The sequence below is a fragment of the Pseudomonas sp. NPDC008258 genome (genome assembly GCF_042956345.1).
Lineage (GTDB): Bacteria > Pseudomonadota > Gammaproteobacteria > Pseudomonadales > Pseudomonadaceae > Aquipseudomonas.
This window is the reverse complement of the sequence record NZ_JBIBGE010000038.1, coordinates 20,240-37,395: the sequence shown is the minus strand read 5'-3', so window position 1 is coordinate 37,395 and position 17,156 is coordinate 20,240. Positions and strand designations below refer to the sequence as shown.

Annotated in this window: 14 protein-coding genes and 1 pseudogene; 8 read left to right on the top strand and 7 right to left on the bottom strand. The window is 58.7% G+C overall.

The window, feature by feature from the left end:
- The 6 genes from ACFY9W_RS24745 to ACFY9W_RS24720 all read left to right on the top strand — a co-directional run bounded on the left by ACFY9W_RS24745 (position 1) and on the right by ACFY9W_RS24720 (position 6,164).
- Positions 1-1,101, top strand: coding sequence for an NAD/NADP octopine/nopaline dehydrogenase family protein (locus tag ACFY9W_RS24745; protein WP_391136035.1), 1,101 nt, complete (start codon positions 1-3; stop codon positions 1,099-1,101).
- The gene (locus ACFY9W_RS24740) at positions 1,098-2,138 is read left to right on the top strand and encodes a 3-hydroxybutyryl-CoA dehydrogenase (RefSeq protein ID WP_391136032.1); all 1,041 of its coding nucleotides are present in this window, start codon (positions 1,098-1,100) and stop codon (positions 2,136-2,138) included. The genes ACFY9W_RS24745 and ACFY9W_RS24740 overlap by 4 nt, the downstream gene beginning before the upstream one ends.
- 401 nt (positions 2,139-2,539) lie before the next feature.
- Positions 2,540-3,439, top strand: coding sequence for a transcriptional regulator FeaR (gene feaR / locus ACFY9W_RS24735; RefSeq protein WP_391136030.1), 900 nt, complete (start codon positions 2,540-2,542; stop codon positions 3,437-3,439).
- A gap of 182 nt (positions 3,440-3,621) precedes the next feature.
- Entirely contained in the window at positions 3,622-4,077 is a 456-nt protein-coding gene (locus ACFY9W_RS24730) for a DUF4440 domain-containing protein (RefSeq protein ID WP_391136027.1), read from the top strand.
- 229 nt (positions 4,078-4,306) lie between these two features.
- Entirely contained in the window at positions 4,307-4,672 is a 366-nt protein-coding gene (locus ACFY9W_RS24725) for a nuclear transport factor 2 family protein (protein WP_391136024.1), read from the top strand.
- 4 nt (positions 4,673-4,676) lie between these two features.
- Positions 4,677-6,164: an aldehyde dehydrogenase family protein gene (locus tag ACFY9W_RS24720; protein ID WP_391136021.1), complete on the top strand. Its 1,488-nt coding sequence runs from the start codon at positions 4,677-4,679 to the stop codon at positions 6,162-6,164.
- A gap of 105 nt (positions 6,165-6,269) precedes the next feature.
- Here ACFY9W_RS24720 and ACFY9W_RS24715 read toward each other — a convergent pair whose 3' ends face one another.
- The 4 genes from ACFY9W_RS24715 to ACFY9W_RS24700 all read right to left on the bottom strand — a co-directional run bounded on the left by ACFY9W_RS24715 (position 6,270) and on the right by ACFY9W_RS24700 (position 12,673).
- Positions 6,270-6,827 (bottom strand): hypothetical protein, encoded by a 558-nt coding sequence (locus ACFY9W_RS24715; protein WP_391136018.1) that lies wholly within the window; start codon positions 6,825-6,827, stop codon positions 6,270-6,272.
- Positions 6,828-6,936: 109 nt separating this feature from the next.
- Positions 6,937-8,340, bottom strand: coding sequence for an efflux transporter outer membrane subunit (locus ACFY9W_RS24710; protein ID WP_391136016.1), 1,404 nt, complete (start codon positions 8,338-8,340; stop codon positions 6,937-6,939).
- Between the two features lie 5 nt (positions 8,341-8,345).
- The gene (locus ACFY9W_RS24705) at positions 8,346-11,489 is read right to left on the bottom strand and encodes a multidrug efflux RND transporter permease subunit (protein ID WP_391136013.1); all 3,144 of its coding nucleotides are present in this window, start codon (positions 11,487-11,489) and stop codon (positions 8,346-8,348) included.
- 26 nt (positions 11,490-11,515) lie between these two features.
- Positions 11,516-12,673 (bottom strand): efflux RND transporter periplasmic adaptor subunit, encoded by a 1,158-nt coding sequence (locus tag ACFY9W_RS24700; protein ID WP_391136011.1) that lies wholly within the window; start codon positions 12,671-12,673, stop codon positions 11,516-11,518.
- A 140-nt stretch (positions 12,674-12,813) separates the two neighbouring features.
- Here ACFY9W_RS24700 and ACFY9W_RS24695 point away from each other — a divergent pair.
- Positions 12,814-13,356, top strand: a pseudogene (locus ACFY9W_RS24695) (TetR/AcrR family transcriptional regulator); the annotation flags it as partial.
- A 327-nt stretch (positions 13,357-13,683) separates the two neighbouring features.
- Positions 13,684-14,085, top strand: a complete 402-nt coding sequence (locus tag ACFY9W_RS24690) for a winged helix-turn-helix domain-containing protein (RefSeq protein ID WP_391136099.1) — start codon at positions 13,684-13,686, stop codon at positions 14,083-14,085.
- A 192-nt stretch (positions 14,086-14,277) separates the two neighbouring features.
- Here the strand turns inward: ACFY9W_RS24690 and ACFY9W_RS24685 are convergent, their stop codons facing one another.
- The 3 genes from ACFY9W_RS24685 to ACFY9W_RS24675 form a co-directional block, all read right to left on the bottom strand.
- Positions 14,278-15,444: an ATP-binding protein gene (locus tag ACFY9W_RS24685; protein WP_391136009.1), complete on the bottom strand. Its 1,167-nt coding sequence runs from the start codon at positions 15,442-15,444 to the stop codon at positions 14,278-14,280.
- Between the two features lie 10 nt (positions 15,445-15,454).
- A complete protein-coding gene (locus ACFY9W_RS24680; RefSeq protein WP_391136096.1) occupies positions 15,455-16,144 on the bottom strand; it encodes a response regulator in 690 nt (229 codons plus the stop codon).
- Between the two features lie 181 nt (positions 16,145-16,325).
- Positions 16,326-17,147, bottom strand: coding sequence for a MipA/OmpV family protein (locus tag ACFY9W_RS24675; protein ID WP_391136007.1), 822 nt, complete (start codon positions 17,145-17,147; stop codon positions 16,326-16,328).
- Positions 17,148-17,156 lie beyond the last annotated feature (9 nt).

The following is a 17,156-nucleotide window of genomic DNA, read 5'->3' as shown; positions in this document are numbered from 1 at the left end:
ATGCAAATCACAGTTCTCGGAGGCGGTCACGGCTGCTATGCAGCAGCCGTCGAAATGGCAGAGCGCGGTCATACCACCCGGTTGTGGCGCCGTGACGGGGCGGCCCTGCAAGCGCTGCAGGCGATCGGCAGCCTCACCGTGCGCGATTATCGCGGTACTCGGCAAGTCGGCCTTGGCGATAGCCTGCAACTGGTCACCGATCTGCGTGAGGCGCTCCAGGGCGCCGACCTGGTGATCGTTCCCTTGCCAGCAATCAGCCATTCATCCCTGGCGGCTGAAGTTGCACCGTTGCTCAGCACCGGTCAGGTCGTGTTCCTGCCACCTGGCACCTTTGGCAGCTACGTTTTTGCCAAGGCAATGCGCGAGTGCGGCAATCATGCCGACGTGGCCTTCGCCGAGACCGGCACCTTGCCGTACCTGGTGCGCAAACATGGGATCGATCAGTTGGTGATCAGTGCATATGCCACGCGCCTTCCCACCGGCGTGCTGCCTGCCCGGCTGTCGGCGCATGCCTTCAGCGTGCTGCGCGAGGCCTACCCGAGCGTGGAACCGATCGAAGATGCCCTGAGTGGTGCACTGATGAATGCCGGCCCTATCATCCACCCCCCGCTGATCCTGATGAATGCCGGGCCACTGGAGCACTTCGAGTCGTGGGACATTCACAACGAAGGGACCCAGCCGTCGATCCGCCGGGTTACCAACCAGCTCGATGCCGAACGTATGCAGGTGCGTGAGGCAATGGGGTACCCGGCGCCGCATTTCCCACTGGCCGACCACTACAACACCAACCAGGGCGATGAGTGGATGTATGGCCGCGGGGCTCACGGCAAACTCACCGACAGCGGCGACTGGCGCGAGAAGATCGACCTGCAGCAGCACCGCTATATGCTCGAAGATACCCGCCTGGGTCTGTCGCTACTGGTGTCTGTCGGGCGTTGGGCCGGTGTGCCGACGCCTGTGGCTGAAGGTTTGCTGGCTCTGGCCTCGGCGGTGACCGGGCGAGACCTGTACAGCGAAGGCCGAACCCTGGAAAACCTTGGCCTGGCCGGGCTTGATCGCGGGCAGATGTCAGCCTTGCTACGCGACGGTGTTGCGCCATGAGCTCGCCGTCGCGGCATGTCGCAGTGGTCGGTGCCGGGCGGATGGGCGAAGGCATAGCCTTGGCCTTCGCCCAAGCCGGAGTCACTGTCAGCCTCATCGATCTTAAGGCGCGGCAGCCTCAAGCCCAGGCCGACTACTTCGAAGCGGTCGAGCGCAACCTGGCGCTCGAGGTGGAGAACCTTGCCGTGCTTGGGCTGATCGATTCACGACAGGCCAAGCAGCTTCTGTTGCGAGTTCAACTGCTGCCTCTTGAGCGAGGCGGGCAAGCGCTGGAAGACTGCCGCCTGGTCTTCGAGGCCGTGCCTGAGGTGGTGTCCGCCAAGCGTCAGGCGTTGGCGTGGATTGACCGGCACCTGGCGGCGGACGCGATCATCGCTTCGACCACCTCGACCTTCCTGGTAACCGAACTGGCGGCCATGGTCAGTGCCCCCCAGCGCATGGTTAATGCGCACTGGCTCAACCCTGCTCAACTGATGCCGCTGGTGGAAGTATCGCGCAGCACGCAGACCAGCGACGCCGTGGTGGGCGAGCTGCTGGAAACGTTACGGGCCATCGGCAAAGTGCCCGTGGTGTGCAACGCTACGCCGGGCTTCATCGTGCCACGCCTGCAGGCGTTGGTGATGAATGAGGCGGCGCGGATGGTTGAGGAAGGCGTTGCCAGCGCCGAGCAGATCGACCTGGCGGTGCGCAGCGGTTTTGGCTTGCGCTTCTCGGTACTAGGCCTGCTGGAGTTCATCGACTGGGGGGGCGGGGACATCCTCCACCATGCTTCGGCGTACCTCGCCCGTCACCTCGGTGAGCGTTACCAGGCGCCGCAGTCGGTGCTCGACAACATGGCCGCTGGGCGCAACGGCCTGCGTGATGGTGTCGGCTTCTATGACTACCGAACCGTGGATGTGCAGGCCTACCGCCAGACCCGCCTGGCGGCCCTGGTCCGGCAGTTGCACGACACCGGGATGGCGCCGCGTATTGACGGCGACCTGATCAGGCCTTCAGCTGCCAGGTCAAACTCTGCTGAGGCACGGCCAGGCAAATGAACCGTCAACTGCTGATCGACGCCCTCTAGACCTGGCCGGACAGCAGGGTGACCGCGCCACGGAAGGTGCTTTTGCCAGGCCCACACAAGCGTTCGGCACGCTGGGACAAGCTCATCTTCTGCATTTGAGGCGCGGGGTTTCCCAGCACACCTAGTCATGTCTGGCGGCACGCACGTGCACGTCGAACCGCTGTTCGAGACTATCGCACAGCCAGATGTGCAGATGGCCCTGCTCCCGGCCACAACCGTGTGCTAGAGGGGCATGAACCATCCGCTAGGTAGCGTTTGGGTAGCAGGCCCGACCGAGGTGGGCAATGTGGCGCGATCTGTGCTTGGCTATTGTTACCCAAAATCACGTGAATATTACATTTGATTGACGCGTGCTACTGTTAGAGGTGAGTCATGAGTGGTCAATTGATGTCTGAGTGGAATTGTAATGTGCACGCCATATGCGGGCGCTTCGAAACCCGTTATGACCATTGCCAGAGCCTATTCATCGGCGATTTTCGACCCTCGCTCTTGGGTACTACGAGGGTTGCTCACATTCGTAGCAATGCTAATGTGATCACCCGCTCAGGGCGTGAGTCGGGTCGTGACCAAGACGCTCATTGTTTCCTTGTGTTACAGCAGCAAGGAGAGATGTCAATTGAACTTGGTGACCGTGTTATCGATCTGCGCGAAGGTGACATGGCATTATTGGACTCGGCGCAAGCGATGAAGATGATCCCTCGGGGGCTATTCTCCCATGTGTCCATCCATCTGCCTCGGGAGCGCCTGCGGCAGCTGGATTTCAGCCGTTTCGGCAAATTGTCCAATACAGGGGCGTGCGGGCAGTTGCTCGCGTCGCTGGTGCGCCAGGTGGCCGATGGTGAGCTCGAACAGTGGGCCTGTCCGCAGGACGGTGATGGGTTGCAGACGGCACTGGTGGGTTTACTTGGCTCGGTGCTGAATTACCCGGTGCGTGACGATTCCCCCGGCTTGCACCTCTACGAAGTGCAATCGCTGATTCAGCAACGCCTGGACTCGCCGCGCCTGACCCCGGTAGCGTTGGCCGACGAACTAGGCATTTCCAGTCGTCAGCTGTATCGACTGTTCGAAGCGAGCGGTGACAGCGTTTGCCGTTACATCTTGCGCGAGCGGTTGCTCAAGGCCGCTCAAGACCTGCGTAACCCGGCGTACGTGCATCGTTCGATTACCGACATAGGCACCCGGTGGGGCTTCGCCGATTCGGCGCATTTCTCCAAGACGTTCAAGAAGCAATTTGGCTTGACGCCACGTAGCTATCGCAGCCAAGGGCACTAACCTCGCCTGAGCAGCATCCTCCTACTGCGCTTGTTCCGCCTTGGCAGGCAGATGCCAAACACTGTCAGCCACAGCCAATTCAGCGCCTGCTCCCTGGGCCAGAATCCTTCCTCTTCCATGGGCTGAGCGCAGCCCTTGGATGTTGTCTGTACAACGTCAATTCCAGGAAAAAGGGCATACCCATGAAGAAACTTCCCCTGTTGCTGCTGCTGACCAGCATCGGCCTCGTCGGCACTTGCATGCAGGCGCTCGCCACTGACACCCGGCATTCCATCGACGCTAAGTTGCAGGGCATCGCTGGACTGTGGTCGAAGAAGGATGCCAAGGCCGTGGTCGACGAAGTCTACACCGAACAGACCGAGATCACCGGCGAGGGGGTCAATCAACTGTACAAAGGCAAGGCCCAGCTTACAGAACTGCTCAGCCGCCTGATGGAAGGATCGCGCAGCACGGTGCTTCATCTGGATCGGTTGCAACAGATCGGCGATGACGCGGCCTATACCTGGGTGACCTGGGATGTGACGCCTGTTGGTGACGAATTACCGTTCAAGATGAAGAGTCTTTTCGTCTGGAAGAAAGAGCATGGTGCCTGGTACATCGTTGCCGACATGTTCGCCGCCGGTGCCATTGCGAACTGACATCCTGACGCTACACACCCGTCATCCGCCAGTACTAAAGGTCATCTGGAATCGCAAAACGTCGCTGCCAGTGGCGGACAAGGCCTGATGGTCAGCGCCGGACACCGGGGCTGGCAGCCATGACCCAAAATGTGGCAGGGGTGAACCAGAACGGTCAGTAGTGTTGTTGGAGAATCGGGGCTTAGGGCAATAACGCTCGCTATTCGACACTGTCACAGGAGAGTTGAACATGTCTGTTGCACAAACCGTCCAGCAACTGCAAGCACGCTGCCAGGCCCGGGATGTCGATGGTGTGCTTAAATACTTCGCCACCGATGCCACCATTTCCGGAGAAGGCGCCCCAGGCATCGTGCAAGGTCCAGAGAGCCTGCGTGCCGCGGTGGTTCACATGCTCGAGCTTACCCCATCACTGAGCATCGAGATTTATTTGCACCAAAAGATCAGCGCCGACAGCGAGGTCACTTGGCTGCACTGGTCTTCACCAACGCCCCAGGGCGAGGTGATCGCCTTCCGTTCGTTGACCACCTGGCGTCGCGAGGGCGAAGCCTGGCAGATCGCCGCTGACTTCTACGGCATGGGTCAGTTCGAGGGTTGATGCCATGAGTGAAACGCCACTGCTTTCTAGTGTTCAGCGATTTCTCGACAGCGATCCGGGCAGCTTCGTCGACGGCCAGCGGGTCAGCGAATCGGGTGCCGAACGCTTCGAGGTGTACAACCCTTCCAATGCTTCGGTACTGACGCTTGTTTCCCACGCCAGCGAAGCGCTGGTCGAGCGTGCGGTCGAGGCGGCCCACAGCGCTTTTCATGGGAGCTGGGGTAGTACTTCGCCTTATCTACGTGGTGTCGCCCTGAACCGGCTGGCGGACCTGATCGAGGCCAATGCTGAGGAACTGGCGCAACTGGAGTCGTTGAGTTCCGGCAAGTCGATTCACCTGACCCGCCAGCTCGAAGTGCCCCAGAGCGTGGTGTTCCTGCGTTATTTCGCCGGTTGGGCGACCAAGATCCACGGCCAGACCATGACACCATCACTGCCGTCGTTCCAGGGCGAGCAGTACGCGGCGTTCACCCGTCGTGAAGCGGTCGGCGTGGTGGCGGGCATCACCCCGTGGAACTTCTCGCTGATGATCGGCATCTGGAAGATCGCCTCCGCATTGACCTGTGGCTGCACACTCGTGCTCAAGCCCAGCGAGTTCACGCCCTTGTCGCTGCTACGTATCGCCGAGCTGGCTGTTGAAGCTGGCATCCCGGCGGGCGCACTGAACATCGTCAACGGCAGCGGGCGCATCGGCCAGCAACTGATTGGTCACAAGCGCATCGCCAAGGTCTCGTTCACCGGCTCCGTTCCGACCGGCGTTGCTGTGGGCAAGGCCGCAATCAGTGCCAACCTGACCCGGGTGACCCTGGAGCTGGGCGGCAAGAACCCGGCGGCGTTCCTGGCCGATGTCGATGTCGATGCCGCCGTCGAGGGTATCCTGCAGACCGCCTACGTGCACCAAGGGCAGGTGTGCGCGGCACCGGAGCGGCTGTACATCCATCGCAGCAAGGTCGAGGCCATCTGCGCCAAGCTGTCCGAACGCCTGGGAGCGATGAAGGTAGGGGGGGCGCTGGACGAATCGGCGCAGTTCGGGCCACTGGCGAACAAGGCGCATCACGACAAGATTCTCGGCTTCTTTGCACAGGCCAATGCACGCGGTCAGGTAATCTGCGGCGGCAAACCGCTGCCGGGGCCGGGCTACTTTGTACAACCGACCTTGCTCAAGGCGTTGGGCGAACACGACCCGTTCCTGCAGGAGGAGACCTTCGGGCCGATCGTCACCGTGCTGCCTTTCGACGACGAAGACGAACTGGTGCGGATGATGAACGACTCGCCGTTCGGCCTTGGCGCCAGCGTGTGGACCAACGACCTGGCCAAGGCGATGCGCCTGATACCGCGGATCGAGGCCGGCACGGTGTGGGTGAACATGCACACGTTCCTGGACCCGGCGGTGCCGTTCGGGGGGGTCAAGGGTTCTGGCATTGGTCGAGAATTCGGCAGTGCATTCATTGATGACTATACCGAATTGAAGTCGGTAATGATGAGGTTCTGAAGTAGATTCGCAGTCATCACTTCAGGAAGCAGGGGCGTTTGACGCCCCTGATTCTATTTCAAGGCATTAAGAATACGCCATGATCCAGGCAGACCATCGGCCGAGTTATCGAGCATGCATGCCATTGAGCAGCAGTTCGTAAGCTTGTGTCTCCAGACCGAGCAGCGCGATACGCCCTGACAAGGCGGAATCAGCCAACCCGGCGATGACGTAGCCGAACATGTCGGACAGACAGATGGCGGAAGGACCTATCCTGAACAGGCCTTCACGTTGACCTCGCACAAAGAACGCTTCCATTTCCTGCTCGTACGCGATCCACTGTTCGTCGGTCTGACGGGCTTGCTGAGTAAGCGGGGAGCGCCAATAGTTGAGCAGAAATGCACAGGCCTCTTTTTCGGCCAAATGGTTATCCACCAGGGTGCGAAAGGCCTGCTCGACAGGCGCACTTTCAAGCCTGGCTTTTTTACTTGCCTCGGCCAACGCGCCGACACAGCGGGCACGCAGCTTGTCGATCAGTTCGTCGCGAGTCTTGGCAAACCTGTACAACGTGGTCTTGCCGATACCCACGGTATTTGAAAGATCCTGAAGAGACGCGCGGGGATTGCGAGCCAGTGCCATGACCAGTGCGCTGATGATCTGTTCATCGATTACCGCTGTTCGCATCGATTTTGGTTCCTGTGGTGACGGCAGCACCACAGTTTAACCCGGTGAAGGGCCAAGCATGCAACGCGGTGGGCCGTGGCGGTAGGTCTCCGACACGACCCATTTCCCCTCAATACCAAGCGCCGCCTAGCGATCGGTACAGGGCCACCAGCGCCAGTTGCTGATCGTTACGTGCCTGGATCAGATTGATTTGGGCAGTGAAGTCGCTGCGCTGTGCCTCCAGGTAGCGCAGATGAGTGTCGATACCCTGTTGGTAGCGGGCGCGGGCCAGTTCCAGCGCCTGACTGCTGGTATCGGCCAGTGTACTGCGGGCGAGCACTTCGCGGCGCAGCGTATCGGAGCTATCCAGTGCGTCGGCAACCTCGCGGAACGCAGTTTGTACAGTCTGCTCGTAGCTTGCTACTGCCACATCCTTGCGGACCTTCGCCAGATCCAGGTTCGCCCGATTACGTCCGCCATCGAAAATAGGCAGGCTCAAGGTTGGCAGGAAAGACCAGGAACGTGAGCCACCGTCAAACAAGTTGGACATTTGCGAACTGGATGTTCCGAACGATCCGGTCAGCGTGATGCGGGGGAAGAACGCGGCCCGAGCCGCGCCAATGTCCCCATGCCGCGCCTTCAACTGATGCTCGCTGGCCAGAATGTCCGGACGCTGGATCAGCAGCTCTGAAGGTACGCCCGGTGCCAGATCTTGAACGATGTGTGACTGCTCGCTCGGGTGCGCGGGTAGCAAGGATGCTGCGTCAGGCGTTCCAATAAGCAAGACCAGCGCATTGCGCGCCTGCCGCCGGCTGCGCTCGTTGCTTTCCAGATCTGCACGAGCCTGCTCCACCAATCCGCGTGCCTCTTGATAATCAAGGGCAGTGGCAGTGCCATTGGCCAATTGCTGGCGAACAAGGTCAACCGACGCTTGGCGACTCACCAGGGTTTGCCGAGTGAGAATCGACTGTCGTTGCGCGCTTTCGTAGTTGAGGTACCCCTGAATGGTGTCGGCGATCAACGCGATCCGCGCACTTTGCGCCGTTTCCTCCGTAGCCAGGTACTGTTCAAGTGCTGCGTCACTCAAGCTTTTAACGCGACCGAACAGGTCAAGTTCGTACTCCGGAAGGCTCAGGCTTGCCTGATAGGTCGACGCGACATCTTCCCGCCCTGTACTCGACAAGTCAGCGGGCAAATGTGCGCGGTTGGCCGAGATTCCGCCATTCAAGCCTGGGAACCTGTCGCTACGCTGAATGCGGTATTGGGCGCGGGCAGCCTCTATGTCCAGAAGTGTCTGGCGCAGGGAGCGATTGTTCGACAGTGCCGCGTCCACGACCTTGAGCAACTGCGGATCACTGACGAATGCCTGGTATCCCTTGTGTTGGGAAAGTCCAGGTGCCGGGGGCGCCACCTTTTGCGGCCAGTGGTCGGCTATTGGAGAAGGCGATTTATGGTAGTCCGGTGCCAGTGAGCAGCCTGCGAGGGTAATGAGAACGCCTAATAGGGCAGGCAGGGGTAGTAGTTTAAGATTCACCGGGTTCACTCCTTGGAAACAGCATGAGGGCTCGGATGCCCTTGAGCTTCGCGCGGTGCCCTGCGCATCCAGCCCAACACAGCGACGAAGAAGATCGGGACCATGATCACCCCCAGGAAGGTTGCCGAAATCATGCCGCCAATCACGCCGGTACCGATTGCCTGCTGACTCGCCGCGCCAGCGCCGGTAGCAAGCGCGAGGGGAACCACACCGAGGATGAAGGCCATGGAGGTCATGATGATGGGGCGAAAGCGCAAGCGTGCGGCCTTGACTGCTGCCTCCCTGAGCGGCATGCCCTGAGCGAGCAGGTCCTTGGCGAACTCGACGATCAGAATCGCGTTTTTCGAGGCCAGGCCGATGATGGTGATCAGTCCGACCTTGAAATACACGTCGTTCGGCATGCCTACGGAAGTTACTGCGAGGACTGCGCCGAGTGCGCCGACCGGCACGATGAGCATTACGCTGAGCGGGATGGCCCAGCTCTCATATAGCGCTACCAGTAGCAGGAACACCACCACTACAGCCAAGAGCAACAACTGGGTAGCTTGACCGCTGGCGACTTTTTCCTGGTAAGACAGGCCCGTCCACTCATAACCGAGACCCGGAGGCAGCTCTGCCACCAGCTTTTCCATTTCCGCCATGGCTTCGCCGGTGCTGGTGCCGGGTGCCGCATCGCCGGCGATCTTGATGCTCGGATAGCCGTTGTAACGCACGATCTGCACGGGGCCTTCCTCCCACTTGAGCGTAACGAACGCGCTGAGCGGCACCAGCTTGCCAGCACTATTGCGTACGCGCAGGTCAAGGACGGTTTCTGGCCGTACTCGATCCTTGGCGCTGGCTTGAACGACTACGCGCTGTTGGCGCCCCGAGTTGGAGAAGTCGTTGATGGTGGCTGACCCGAAAGCTGTCGAAAGCGCATTGCTGATGCTGTCGAAACCAACGCCCATCGCCTCGGCTTTCTCACGGTCAATTGCAACTTGCAATTGAGGTGCTTCATTCAGGCCCTCCATCATGGCGTACAGGATCTTTGGGTTGGCGTTGGCGTGTGCGAGCAATTGGTCGCGTGCATTGAGCAGTTGTTCGCGGCCCACATTACCGCGATCCTGCAGGCGCAGTGAGAAGCCGCCGGAGTTCCCCAGGCCGTCGATCGGAGGCGGTGTTACAGCAAGGACGGTGCCATCCGCCGCTTGCCCGAAGCGTTCGTTTACACTGGCCGATTCTGCGTCGGCCGACTGATCGGCGCTGCGCAGTGACCAGTCCTTGAGAGAAGGAAACACCAGTGCAGCATTTTCTCCCATGCCGGAAAAGCTGTAGCCCATGATCAGGAACGAAGAAGCTGTAGCGGGTCGGCTGAGCAGGAACTGGTCCAGTTCATCGCTGACTGCCGAAGTCCGCTCGCGAGTAGCCCCCGGCGGTAGTTGGATATCGATGATGGTGTAGCCTTGATCCTCGACCGGGACGAACGACTCTGGTAAACGCAGGTACAAAAAGCCCAGCAAGCCCACGATGCCCAAGTAAATGAACATATAGCGCCCGGTACGTTTGACCAGATGTTTGTTCAGTAGCGTGTAGCGCTCGGTCAAACGATTGAACAAGCGGTTGAACGCGCCGAAGAAACCGCGTTTTTCTACATGCCCATGTGGCACCGGCTTGAGCAGTGTGGCGCACAAGGCCGGGGTGAATGTCAGTGCGAGGAAACCGGAGAACAGGATCGAGATCGCCAGCGAGATGGAGAACTGCTTGTAGATCACTCCAACCGATCCGCCCATGAAGGCGAGTGGCATGAATACCGCCGCCAGAACCAATGTAATACCGACAATGGCACCCGACACCTGGTTCATGGCCTTGGCCGTGGCGCGAACGGGTGAAAGCCCTTCCTCTGCCATGATTCGTTCGACGTTCTCAACCACCACGATGGCGTCGTCGACCAGAATGCCGATGGCCAGCACCATGCCGAACATCGTCATCATGTTGACCGAGAAGCCCAACATGTACATTACCCCTAGCGTGCCCAGCAGGCACACCGGCACGACGATAGCCGGGATCAAGGTGTACCGGACGTTCTGCAGGAACAGAAACATCACCACAAACACCAGAACCATGGCTTCGATCAGCGTGTGAATGACTTTCTCGATCGCGACGTCCACGAACCTTGATGTGTCGTAAGGGATGGCGAACTCCACATTTTCGGGGAAGTAGGCAGACAGTTCAGCCAGGCGTGCTTTCACTGCCTCGGCAGTGGCCAAGGCATTGGCGCCCGGTGCCAGCTGAACAGCGGCGCCGACCGCTGGCTGACGGTTCATCCGGGTAGCGAAGCTGTAGTCCTGGCTACCGACTTCGATGCGCGCCACATCACGCAATTTGACCTGGGAGCCATCGCTGTTGGCGCGCAGCAATATCTGACCGAACTCTTCTGGGGTGGTGAGCGTGCCTTTGACTGTGAGGGTGGCAGTCACCTGCTGTTCAGCCGGGCTTGGCGCTGCGCCAAAACTGCCCGCTGGTACTTCGATGTTTTGCGCCTTGATCGCATTGCTGACGTCGTCGATCGACAGCCCGTAGCCTAGCAGCTTCTGGGTATCGACCCAGACGCGCATTGCCGCCTCCGAAGCGAAGAATTGCAATTTGCCCACACCGTCGATACGACGGATTTCAGGATTGATGCTTCTTGCCATGAAGTCTGCAAGCTGGGTGGTATCACCACTGGCCTGCGGCGTCTTGTATTTCAGCGCATAGATGATCAAAAAACCGGCTGTGGTCTGCTCTACGGCCAGCCCCTGTGTAAGCACAGGCTGAGGCAGGCGTGACTCCGCTTTCTTCAGGCGGTTTTGTACGTCGACCTGGGCCAGTTCAGGGTCGGTACCCGGCTGGAAGGTAACGTTGATCTCTGCAACGCCGTTCGAATTGTTGGTTGATTCGAAGTACAGCAGCCCCTTGGCGCCATTGAGTTCTTCCTCGATGACGCTGGTGACCGAGTTGGTAAGGGTTTGCGCAGAAGCGCCAGGGTAAGTTGCATAGATATTGATTTGTGGTGGCGCGACATCTGGGTATTGCGCCACGGGCAGAAACGGGATCAGCAGCAGCCCGAACATCGAGATGAACAGCGCTACGACCCAAGCGAAGTTGGGCCGATTGATGAAAAACGAAGGCATGTTACGCTCCTGTGCTACGCGCGGAGTCACTCGGATGCGAGGTGCGCGGTACGGCTCTCGGAAGTGGTGAGGGTGACTTTGTCTCCTGCAGCCAATCCATCGAGGTTGCTTACCACCACCTTATCGCCGGCGTGCAGGCCTTGGGTGATCTGCCACCGGCCGCCCTGCATGGCTCCCGTCTGCACGGAACGCAGGGCAAGCGTGCCTTGTGCGTCCACCAGCCATACCTGTGCCTGACCGTTGCGGTCGCGTTTGATCGAACGCTGGGGTACCAGCATGGCATTGGCGTCGATGCCCTGAGGCGCTTCCACGCGCACGTACATGCCCGGCAGCAGTGTGCGATCCGGATTCTCGAAACTACCCCGCAGCGTAACCTGACCTGTGCCTTGATCGACGGCTACATCGGAGAACAGTAATCGACCTTCGCGGTTCACGCCCGTGTCTTCGACGCGCACTCGCAAGCGATCGTCGCCGTCGGCGCTCAACCTCCCGTCCTTCAGCGATTCTCTGAGGTTGATAGCCGCGGAAGCTGTCTGTGTGAAGTCGACGTAGATCGGGTCCAGCTGTTGAATCCTGGCCATGAGAGTTGTTTCGCCTTGGCCGACCAAAGCCCCTTCGGTTACGACTGATCGGCCAATCTTCCCTGCGATTGGAGCGGTGACAGTGGCATATCCCAGGTTCAGGCGCGCTGTGTCGACTTCGGCCTGTGCGCTCTGCCGGGCCGCTTGGGTTCGCTGCAAATTGGCCTTGGCGGTGTCGTAGTCTTCCTGGCTGACGGCATTGATCTCTACCAGTGGCCCGTAACGCTTGAGCTTCGACTGCGCCTCGATGACGTCTGCTGCTGCTTTGCCTAAGTCGCCCTGAGCTTTAGCCAGGGCAGCCCGCAGCGGTGCCGGGTCGATCTCGAACAATACGTCGCCTGCTTTGACTTCAGCGCCTTCTTCAAAATGCCGTTTGATCACGATGCCTGCAACACGAGCGCGGATTTCCGCTACGCGCACGGGCTCAACCCTGCCTGGCAAGATCGCGGTTAATTGCAGGCGAGTGGGCGTAACTGTTTCCACGCTCACTTTTTTTGCCTGTACCTCTTCAGGGGGGGCTTCTTGTTGCTGGCACCCGGCGAGGCCAGCCGCTGCCAGCGCGGCGACGAGAGTCGCAGCGCGGTAGCGATTCTTGTGATCCATTACTTTCTCCAGGGGATTGGGAGGTGACGAGGAGTCGGGATGATGTCATCATGGTTCTAATGGGTCAATATTGATTCACTATGAATTATTGTGTTTCACTTGCACAGGCTCGCTCACCTTGTAGACTCCTGGAATTCCTCATGACCAAACTTTCACAAGATCACCGATTGCTGCGCGCTCTGGCCGCTGCGATAGGCACTCATCCTCGGAGCACATTGAAAGAGCTGGCAGAGCTCGCAGGCATCAGCAGGGCCACGCTGCACAGGTTCTGCAGCACGCGCGAACACTTGGTTGAATTACTGATGAACCATGCATCGCAGGAGCTTGACGCGATGATCGCCGATGCACAGCTCGACGCCTCTACGGCAGAAGAAAGCCTGCGCCGCTTGATTCGATGCCACCTCGAACACCCAGAAATTCACTACTTTCTGATGAGTCAGATTCAGCCCGATACACTGGAGTTACCGGAAGGGAGTCGATGGAATGGTTACTTCGGCGAGCTCGACCAGCTGTTCCTGCGTGGACAGCAGGAGGGCGTATTCCGGATCGATCTCCCCGCTGCGGCGATGACCGAGCTGTTCACATCGAGCATCTGGGCGTTGGTGGACGCCGAACGGCGTGGCAGGGTGGCAAGAGCCTCCAGTGCCACGGTTATCGAGTCGTTTTTTTTGCACGGTGTCAGCCTTGCTGCAAGCGAGGAGCGGACAATCGAGAGCGTATTGTCGACCCAGCCAGAACGCCGTAGTTTCTCTGCACTCCTGGTCAGTAACGACGCAAGCTTTGCTCGCTGCTTTGCCGACCGTTTGGCGGCATGGGGGTGTGGTGTGGAGTGGGTGCGTGGTGACGAGCGCTTAGTCGAGCGCCTGAACTCGATTGACCCTGATGTGATCGTTTTGGACCAGTCTGTACCTGGAGGAAAAACGCTGCAGTTGCCTCCCGAATTTGATCGCTATGCCACCCTGCTGTTGACCACAGCGCCATTGTCGAACGAACGGGAAGCTGATCACTACATGCCTCGACGCAGCGAGCCTGAACTCATACACGCGCGTATCTGCACGCTGCTGCAGCGTGGAGTGCAAGGCGTAGCGCGACGCCAAGGCGCATTGGTCATCGGCACATTGAGACTGCATCCTCAAGAGCGCTCTGTTACCTGGCGTGGGTCTGCGGTCGAATTGCCGACTACCGAAATGCGTGTGCTTGAAGTCTTGATGCGCTTCGCTGGTGAGACGCTGAGTCGGGAGGAGTTGAGTCAGCGTGTCAGGGGGCGCACATTAGACCCCGACGATCGTTCCATTGATGTCGCTGTATCCAAGCTGCGCAGCAAGTTTTTCGACCCAGCCTACGGTGCCAAGAAAATCAAAACGGTGTGGGGAAAGGGCTATACGCTCAATCCCGGGGCATGGCAAAACTGAGCGTAGCTCATGTGAAGCTTGCTCGGGATATTGACCGCCTCGCTGGAGCCAGGTACACAATGTAAAACGTTGTGAAAGATGTAGGTTTTTCCGCTTGAGGTAGTCTTCGCCTTGCCACGCACATTCTACTTGCGGTCAATTTTTTCCAAGATTACGCTCGTTGTGGCACGGGTCAGGAGCCAAAGGTTGTGATTAAGGCTCCAACGGTAGGCGGACTTCGAATACCATCCCACCACCCGGGCGTCGCCGGGCGCTGATTGAACCGCCATGGGCGGTGCATATGGCATGTGCGATCGAAAGCCCTAAACCACAACCTCCTGCACGGCGATTGCGAGATATTTCCTGGCGCCAAAAACGTTCAAAAACGCGCTGCGCTTCATCCTCGTTCAGGCCGGGGCCGCGGTCGCAGAATGCCACGGTAACGCTGTCGTTATGCGCTTGCCCTTGAATACTAAGCTCTCTGCCTGAGGCGGCGTAACGCAGGTAGTTCTCAATCAGAATGTTGAAAACTTGTCCGACCCGGTTCCTGTCCGCATTGATGGCCAGCCCACTAAGCCCTAGGGTGCTTACATGCGTTCCCGCAGTCGTCAGTTGCGGGCTGAACCATTTGAGTCTTTCGAGCAGGAGTGCATCGATGGTGAACGACGTGTTGTTCAGCGGTAGCTGACCGGCCTGCGCCAGGGACAGGAGAAGAAGGTCGTCCACCATCACATTCAAGTGCGAGAGTTGATGGAGGACCAGTCCGAGTTGCTCCTGGTTTGCCGGAAAAACCTCGTCCAGCATGCCTTGAACTCGTCCCATCGCAGCATTCAGAGGCGTGCGTAATTCGTGCGCAAGCACGGCACTCGATTCCTGGACCTCTCGTTCGTAGAGGCGCAGACGCTGAGTCATGCTGTTGAAGTCGCTGGTCAGGCGCTGAACTTCGAGGGGCATTTCTTCGGAAATAGGCAATTGCACGTTTAGATCGCCTTGAGCAACTTTTCGAGCGGCCTGGGCAATTTCCTTGACGCGACTTGAAAGCGGGCGAAGCAGGAGGAAACCGGCAGCGTAGATTATGGGTAATGCTGCGATCACCAGCAACGCAACTGTCCACCATTCCGTTCCCGAAACACCCGGCAAGACGTCGTCAAGGGCGTAGTAACGTGTGAGATAGTCCCAGATTTCAGCTTCGTGTCCGGCAGGATTTTCCACCAACTTATGTATTTTGGCTTGGGCTTGCGGTGGGATCCTGGAGGTAACCTTGATATCCCACCAGAGGAACTGCAACCACATGATCAGGCATACGAGTATCACCGCGCCGCCGGCGATGAAACCCATCCGCCAGCCCACCCACTTCCACAGATTTACAGGCTTTTTCATGGCGACCCCCTTAGTGAAAGCGGTAGCCGATTGAACGGACCGTTACCAGAACTCCAGTGATGCCATGCGCCTCGAGTTTGCGTCGGGCATTGTGGATGTGGGTATCTACAACACGCGCTAGTGCATCGCTTTCAGGCAGGCAGCGGCTGAGCAGATCTTCGCGGGAAAAGGCTTTCTGTGGCGCGCCAAGCAATACCGCCAGCAAGTTGAACTCGGTCGGGGTAAGGTCGACCAGCACATCCGGCCCTGCTTCGGTCTTGACTCCTACGGTTCTGCTATCCAGGTCAAGCCACAGCGCTTCGAATTGCAAGCGGCTATCCTTTACCTGCACCGGCTGTATCCGGCGAAGCACCGCATGTACTCTGGCCACGACTTCTTTGGGATTATAGGGCTTTACCACATAGTCATCGGCACCATATCGCAGAGCACCTAGCTTTTCCGGCTCGTCGCCAATCGCTGTCACCATGATCACTGGCGTACTGCCGCGCTTTCGAATGACATTGAGTACTTCGGCACCATTCATGAATGGCAGCATCATGTCGAGTAACACCAGATCGGGTTGGAGCCGGTGGTGCAACTCGGTGCCCTTGAGGCCGTCTTCTGCGATGGCCACTTCAAAGAAGTCGCGCTTGAGATAAGCTTCGAGGATGCTTGCACTGTCAGCATCATCCTCGACGATCAAAATCAGTTTGCTTGTCACTTGGGCCTCGAAATGATTGCCTGCCTTCACCAGTGAAGTGCCGGCAGGCAAAGCGTGTGAACAGAGCTCGAGCGCACGACGATACGCGGCAGCGCTGAAGAACGAAAGCATCGGCCGTATTGATACTGCAAATACCGCCGATGACGAGTCGAGCGTCGATGAGGTTACGCAGGAAAACCGCTCAAAAGGTGTAATTGACGCCGATAAAGCTCGAAGCCGTTGTGTCGGCAGTCACTACAGGACTCTTGCGTACTTGATCCGTGTAGTGGGTAAGCTCAACACCCGCAATGGTCGTCCAGTGTTCATCGAATCTGTGCAGCCAGCTTAATTCGGTCGAGTAAGCGTAGATGCCGTTGTCGGCCTTGAAACTGTCGAAGCGGGAGTTGGCGCTCTGCTGATCAGTCACGCCATAGTAGGTTTGATTGAAGCGGCCATTACCCGCATGTGCGTCAACGCGCCAGGCCACTTTGTCATAATCGTCGTGCAGCAGTGTCGCCTCGAGACCCAGGGCATACTGGTCTCCTCGTTTTGCACCGCCCAGGCGAAATTGAGCGTGGGTATCAAGCGTTAGCCAGGAAGTCAGTTGCTGGGCTGCATACAGATTCAGCACTGTGGCGCCGCCGACCTCTCCCATGCCCCTGAGCTTGTCGGAGCCGTTGCGCGAGTCGCTGTCTCCATCGGCGCGTCCCATGTCGTAGCCGATAGAAGCACGGGCACTGAAACCTGTGTGAGTATGCCATTGCAGGCCCAGCCCATCGTCGGAGTCAAGGAAAAAAATTCCTCGTTCAACGTGAAGCACGGGTGCTGCATCGGCGGTGTAATTTTTAGAGCCTTGATATCGAGGCGTATAAGCCGCCATCAGTCCGAGTGTAACCAGCGTTTCGTCACCCCAGATACTCTTATCATCCGTCGATGTGTCATCTGCCTGGGCGTAGGAGGCGAGCGCTGCATTGAGCGCCAGTGACGTGATCAAGCCTTTGTGAGCTGCATGGATAATGGGCATAAATTTTCC

Excerpts from the sequence above, each read along its gene's own strand:
- ACFY9W_RS24745 (WP_391136035.1), top strand. The coding sequence starts at position 1 with ATGCAAATCACAGTTCTCGGAGGCGGTCACGGCTGCTATGCAGCAGCC.
- ACFY9W_RS24740 (WP_391136032.1), top strand. The coding sequence starts at position 1,098 with ATGAGCTCGCCGTCGCGGCATGTCGCAGTGGTCGGTGCCGGGCGGATG.
- feaR (WP_391136030.1), top strand. The coding sequence starts at position 2,540 with ATGAGTGGTCAATTGATGTCTGAGTGGAATTGTAATGTGCACGCCATA.
- ACFY9W_RS24730 (WP_391136027.1), top strand. The coding sequence starts at position 3,622 with ATGAAGAAACTTCCCCTGTTGCTGCTGCTGACCAGCATCGGCCTCGTC.
- ACFY9W_RS24725 (WP_391136024.1), top strand. The coding sequence starts at position 4,307 with ATGTCTGTTGCACAAACCGTCCAGCAACTGCAAGCACGCTGCCAGGCC.
- ACFY9W_RS24720 (WP_391136021.1), top strand. The coding sequence starts at position 4,677 with ATGAGTGAAACGCCACTGCTTTCTAGTGTTCAGCGATTTCTCGACAGC.
- ACFY9W_RS24715 (WP_391136018.1), bottom strand. The coding sequence starts at position 6,827 with ATGCGAACAGCGGTAATCGATGAACAGATCATCAGCGCACTGGTCATG.
- ACFY9W_RS24705 (WP_391136013.1), bottom strand. The coding sequence starts at position 11,489 with ATGCCTTCGTTTTTCATCAATCGGCCCAACTTCGCTTGGGTCGTAGCG.
- ACFY9W_RS24700 (WP_391136011.1), bottom strand. The coding sequence starts at position 12,673 with ATGGATCACAAGAATCGCTACCGCGCTGCGACTCTCGTCGCCGCGCTG.
- ACFY9W_RS24690 (WP_391136099.1), top strand. The coding sequence starts at position 13,684 with ATGCCTCGACGCAGCGAGCCTGAACTCATACACGCGCGTATCTGCACG.
- ACFY9W_RS24685 (WP_391136009.1), bottom strand. The coding sequence starts at position 15,444 with ATGAAAAAGCCTGTAAATCTGTGGAAGTGGGTGGGCTGGCGGATGGGT.
- ACFY9W_RS24675 (WP_391136007.1), bottom strand. The coding sequence starts at position 17,147 with ATGCCCATTATCCATGCAGCTCACAAAGGCTTGATCACGTCACTGGCG.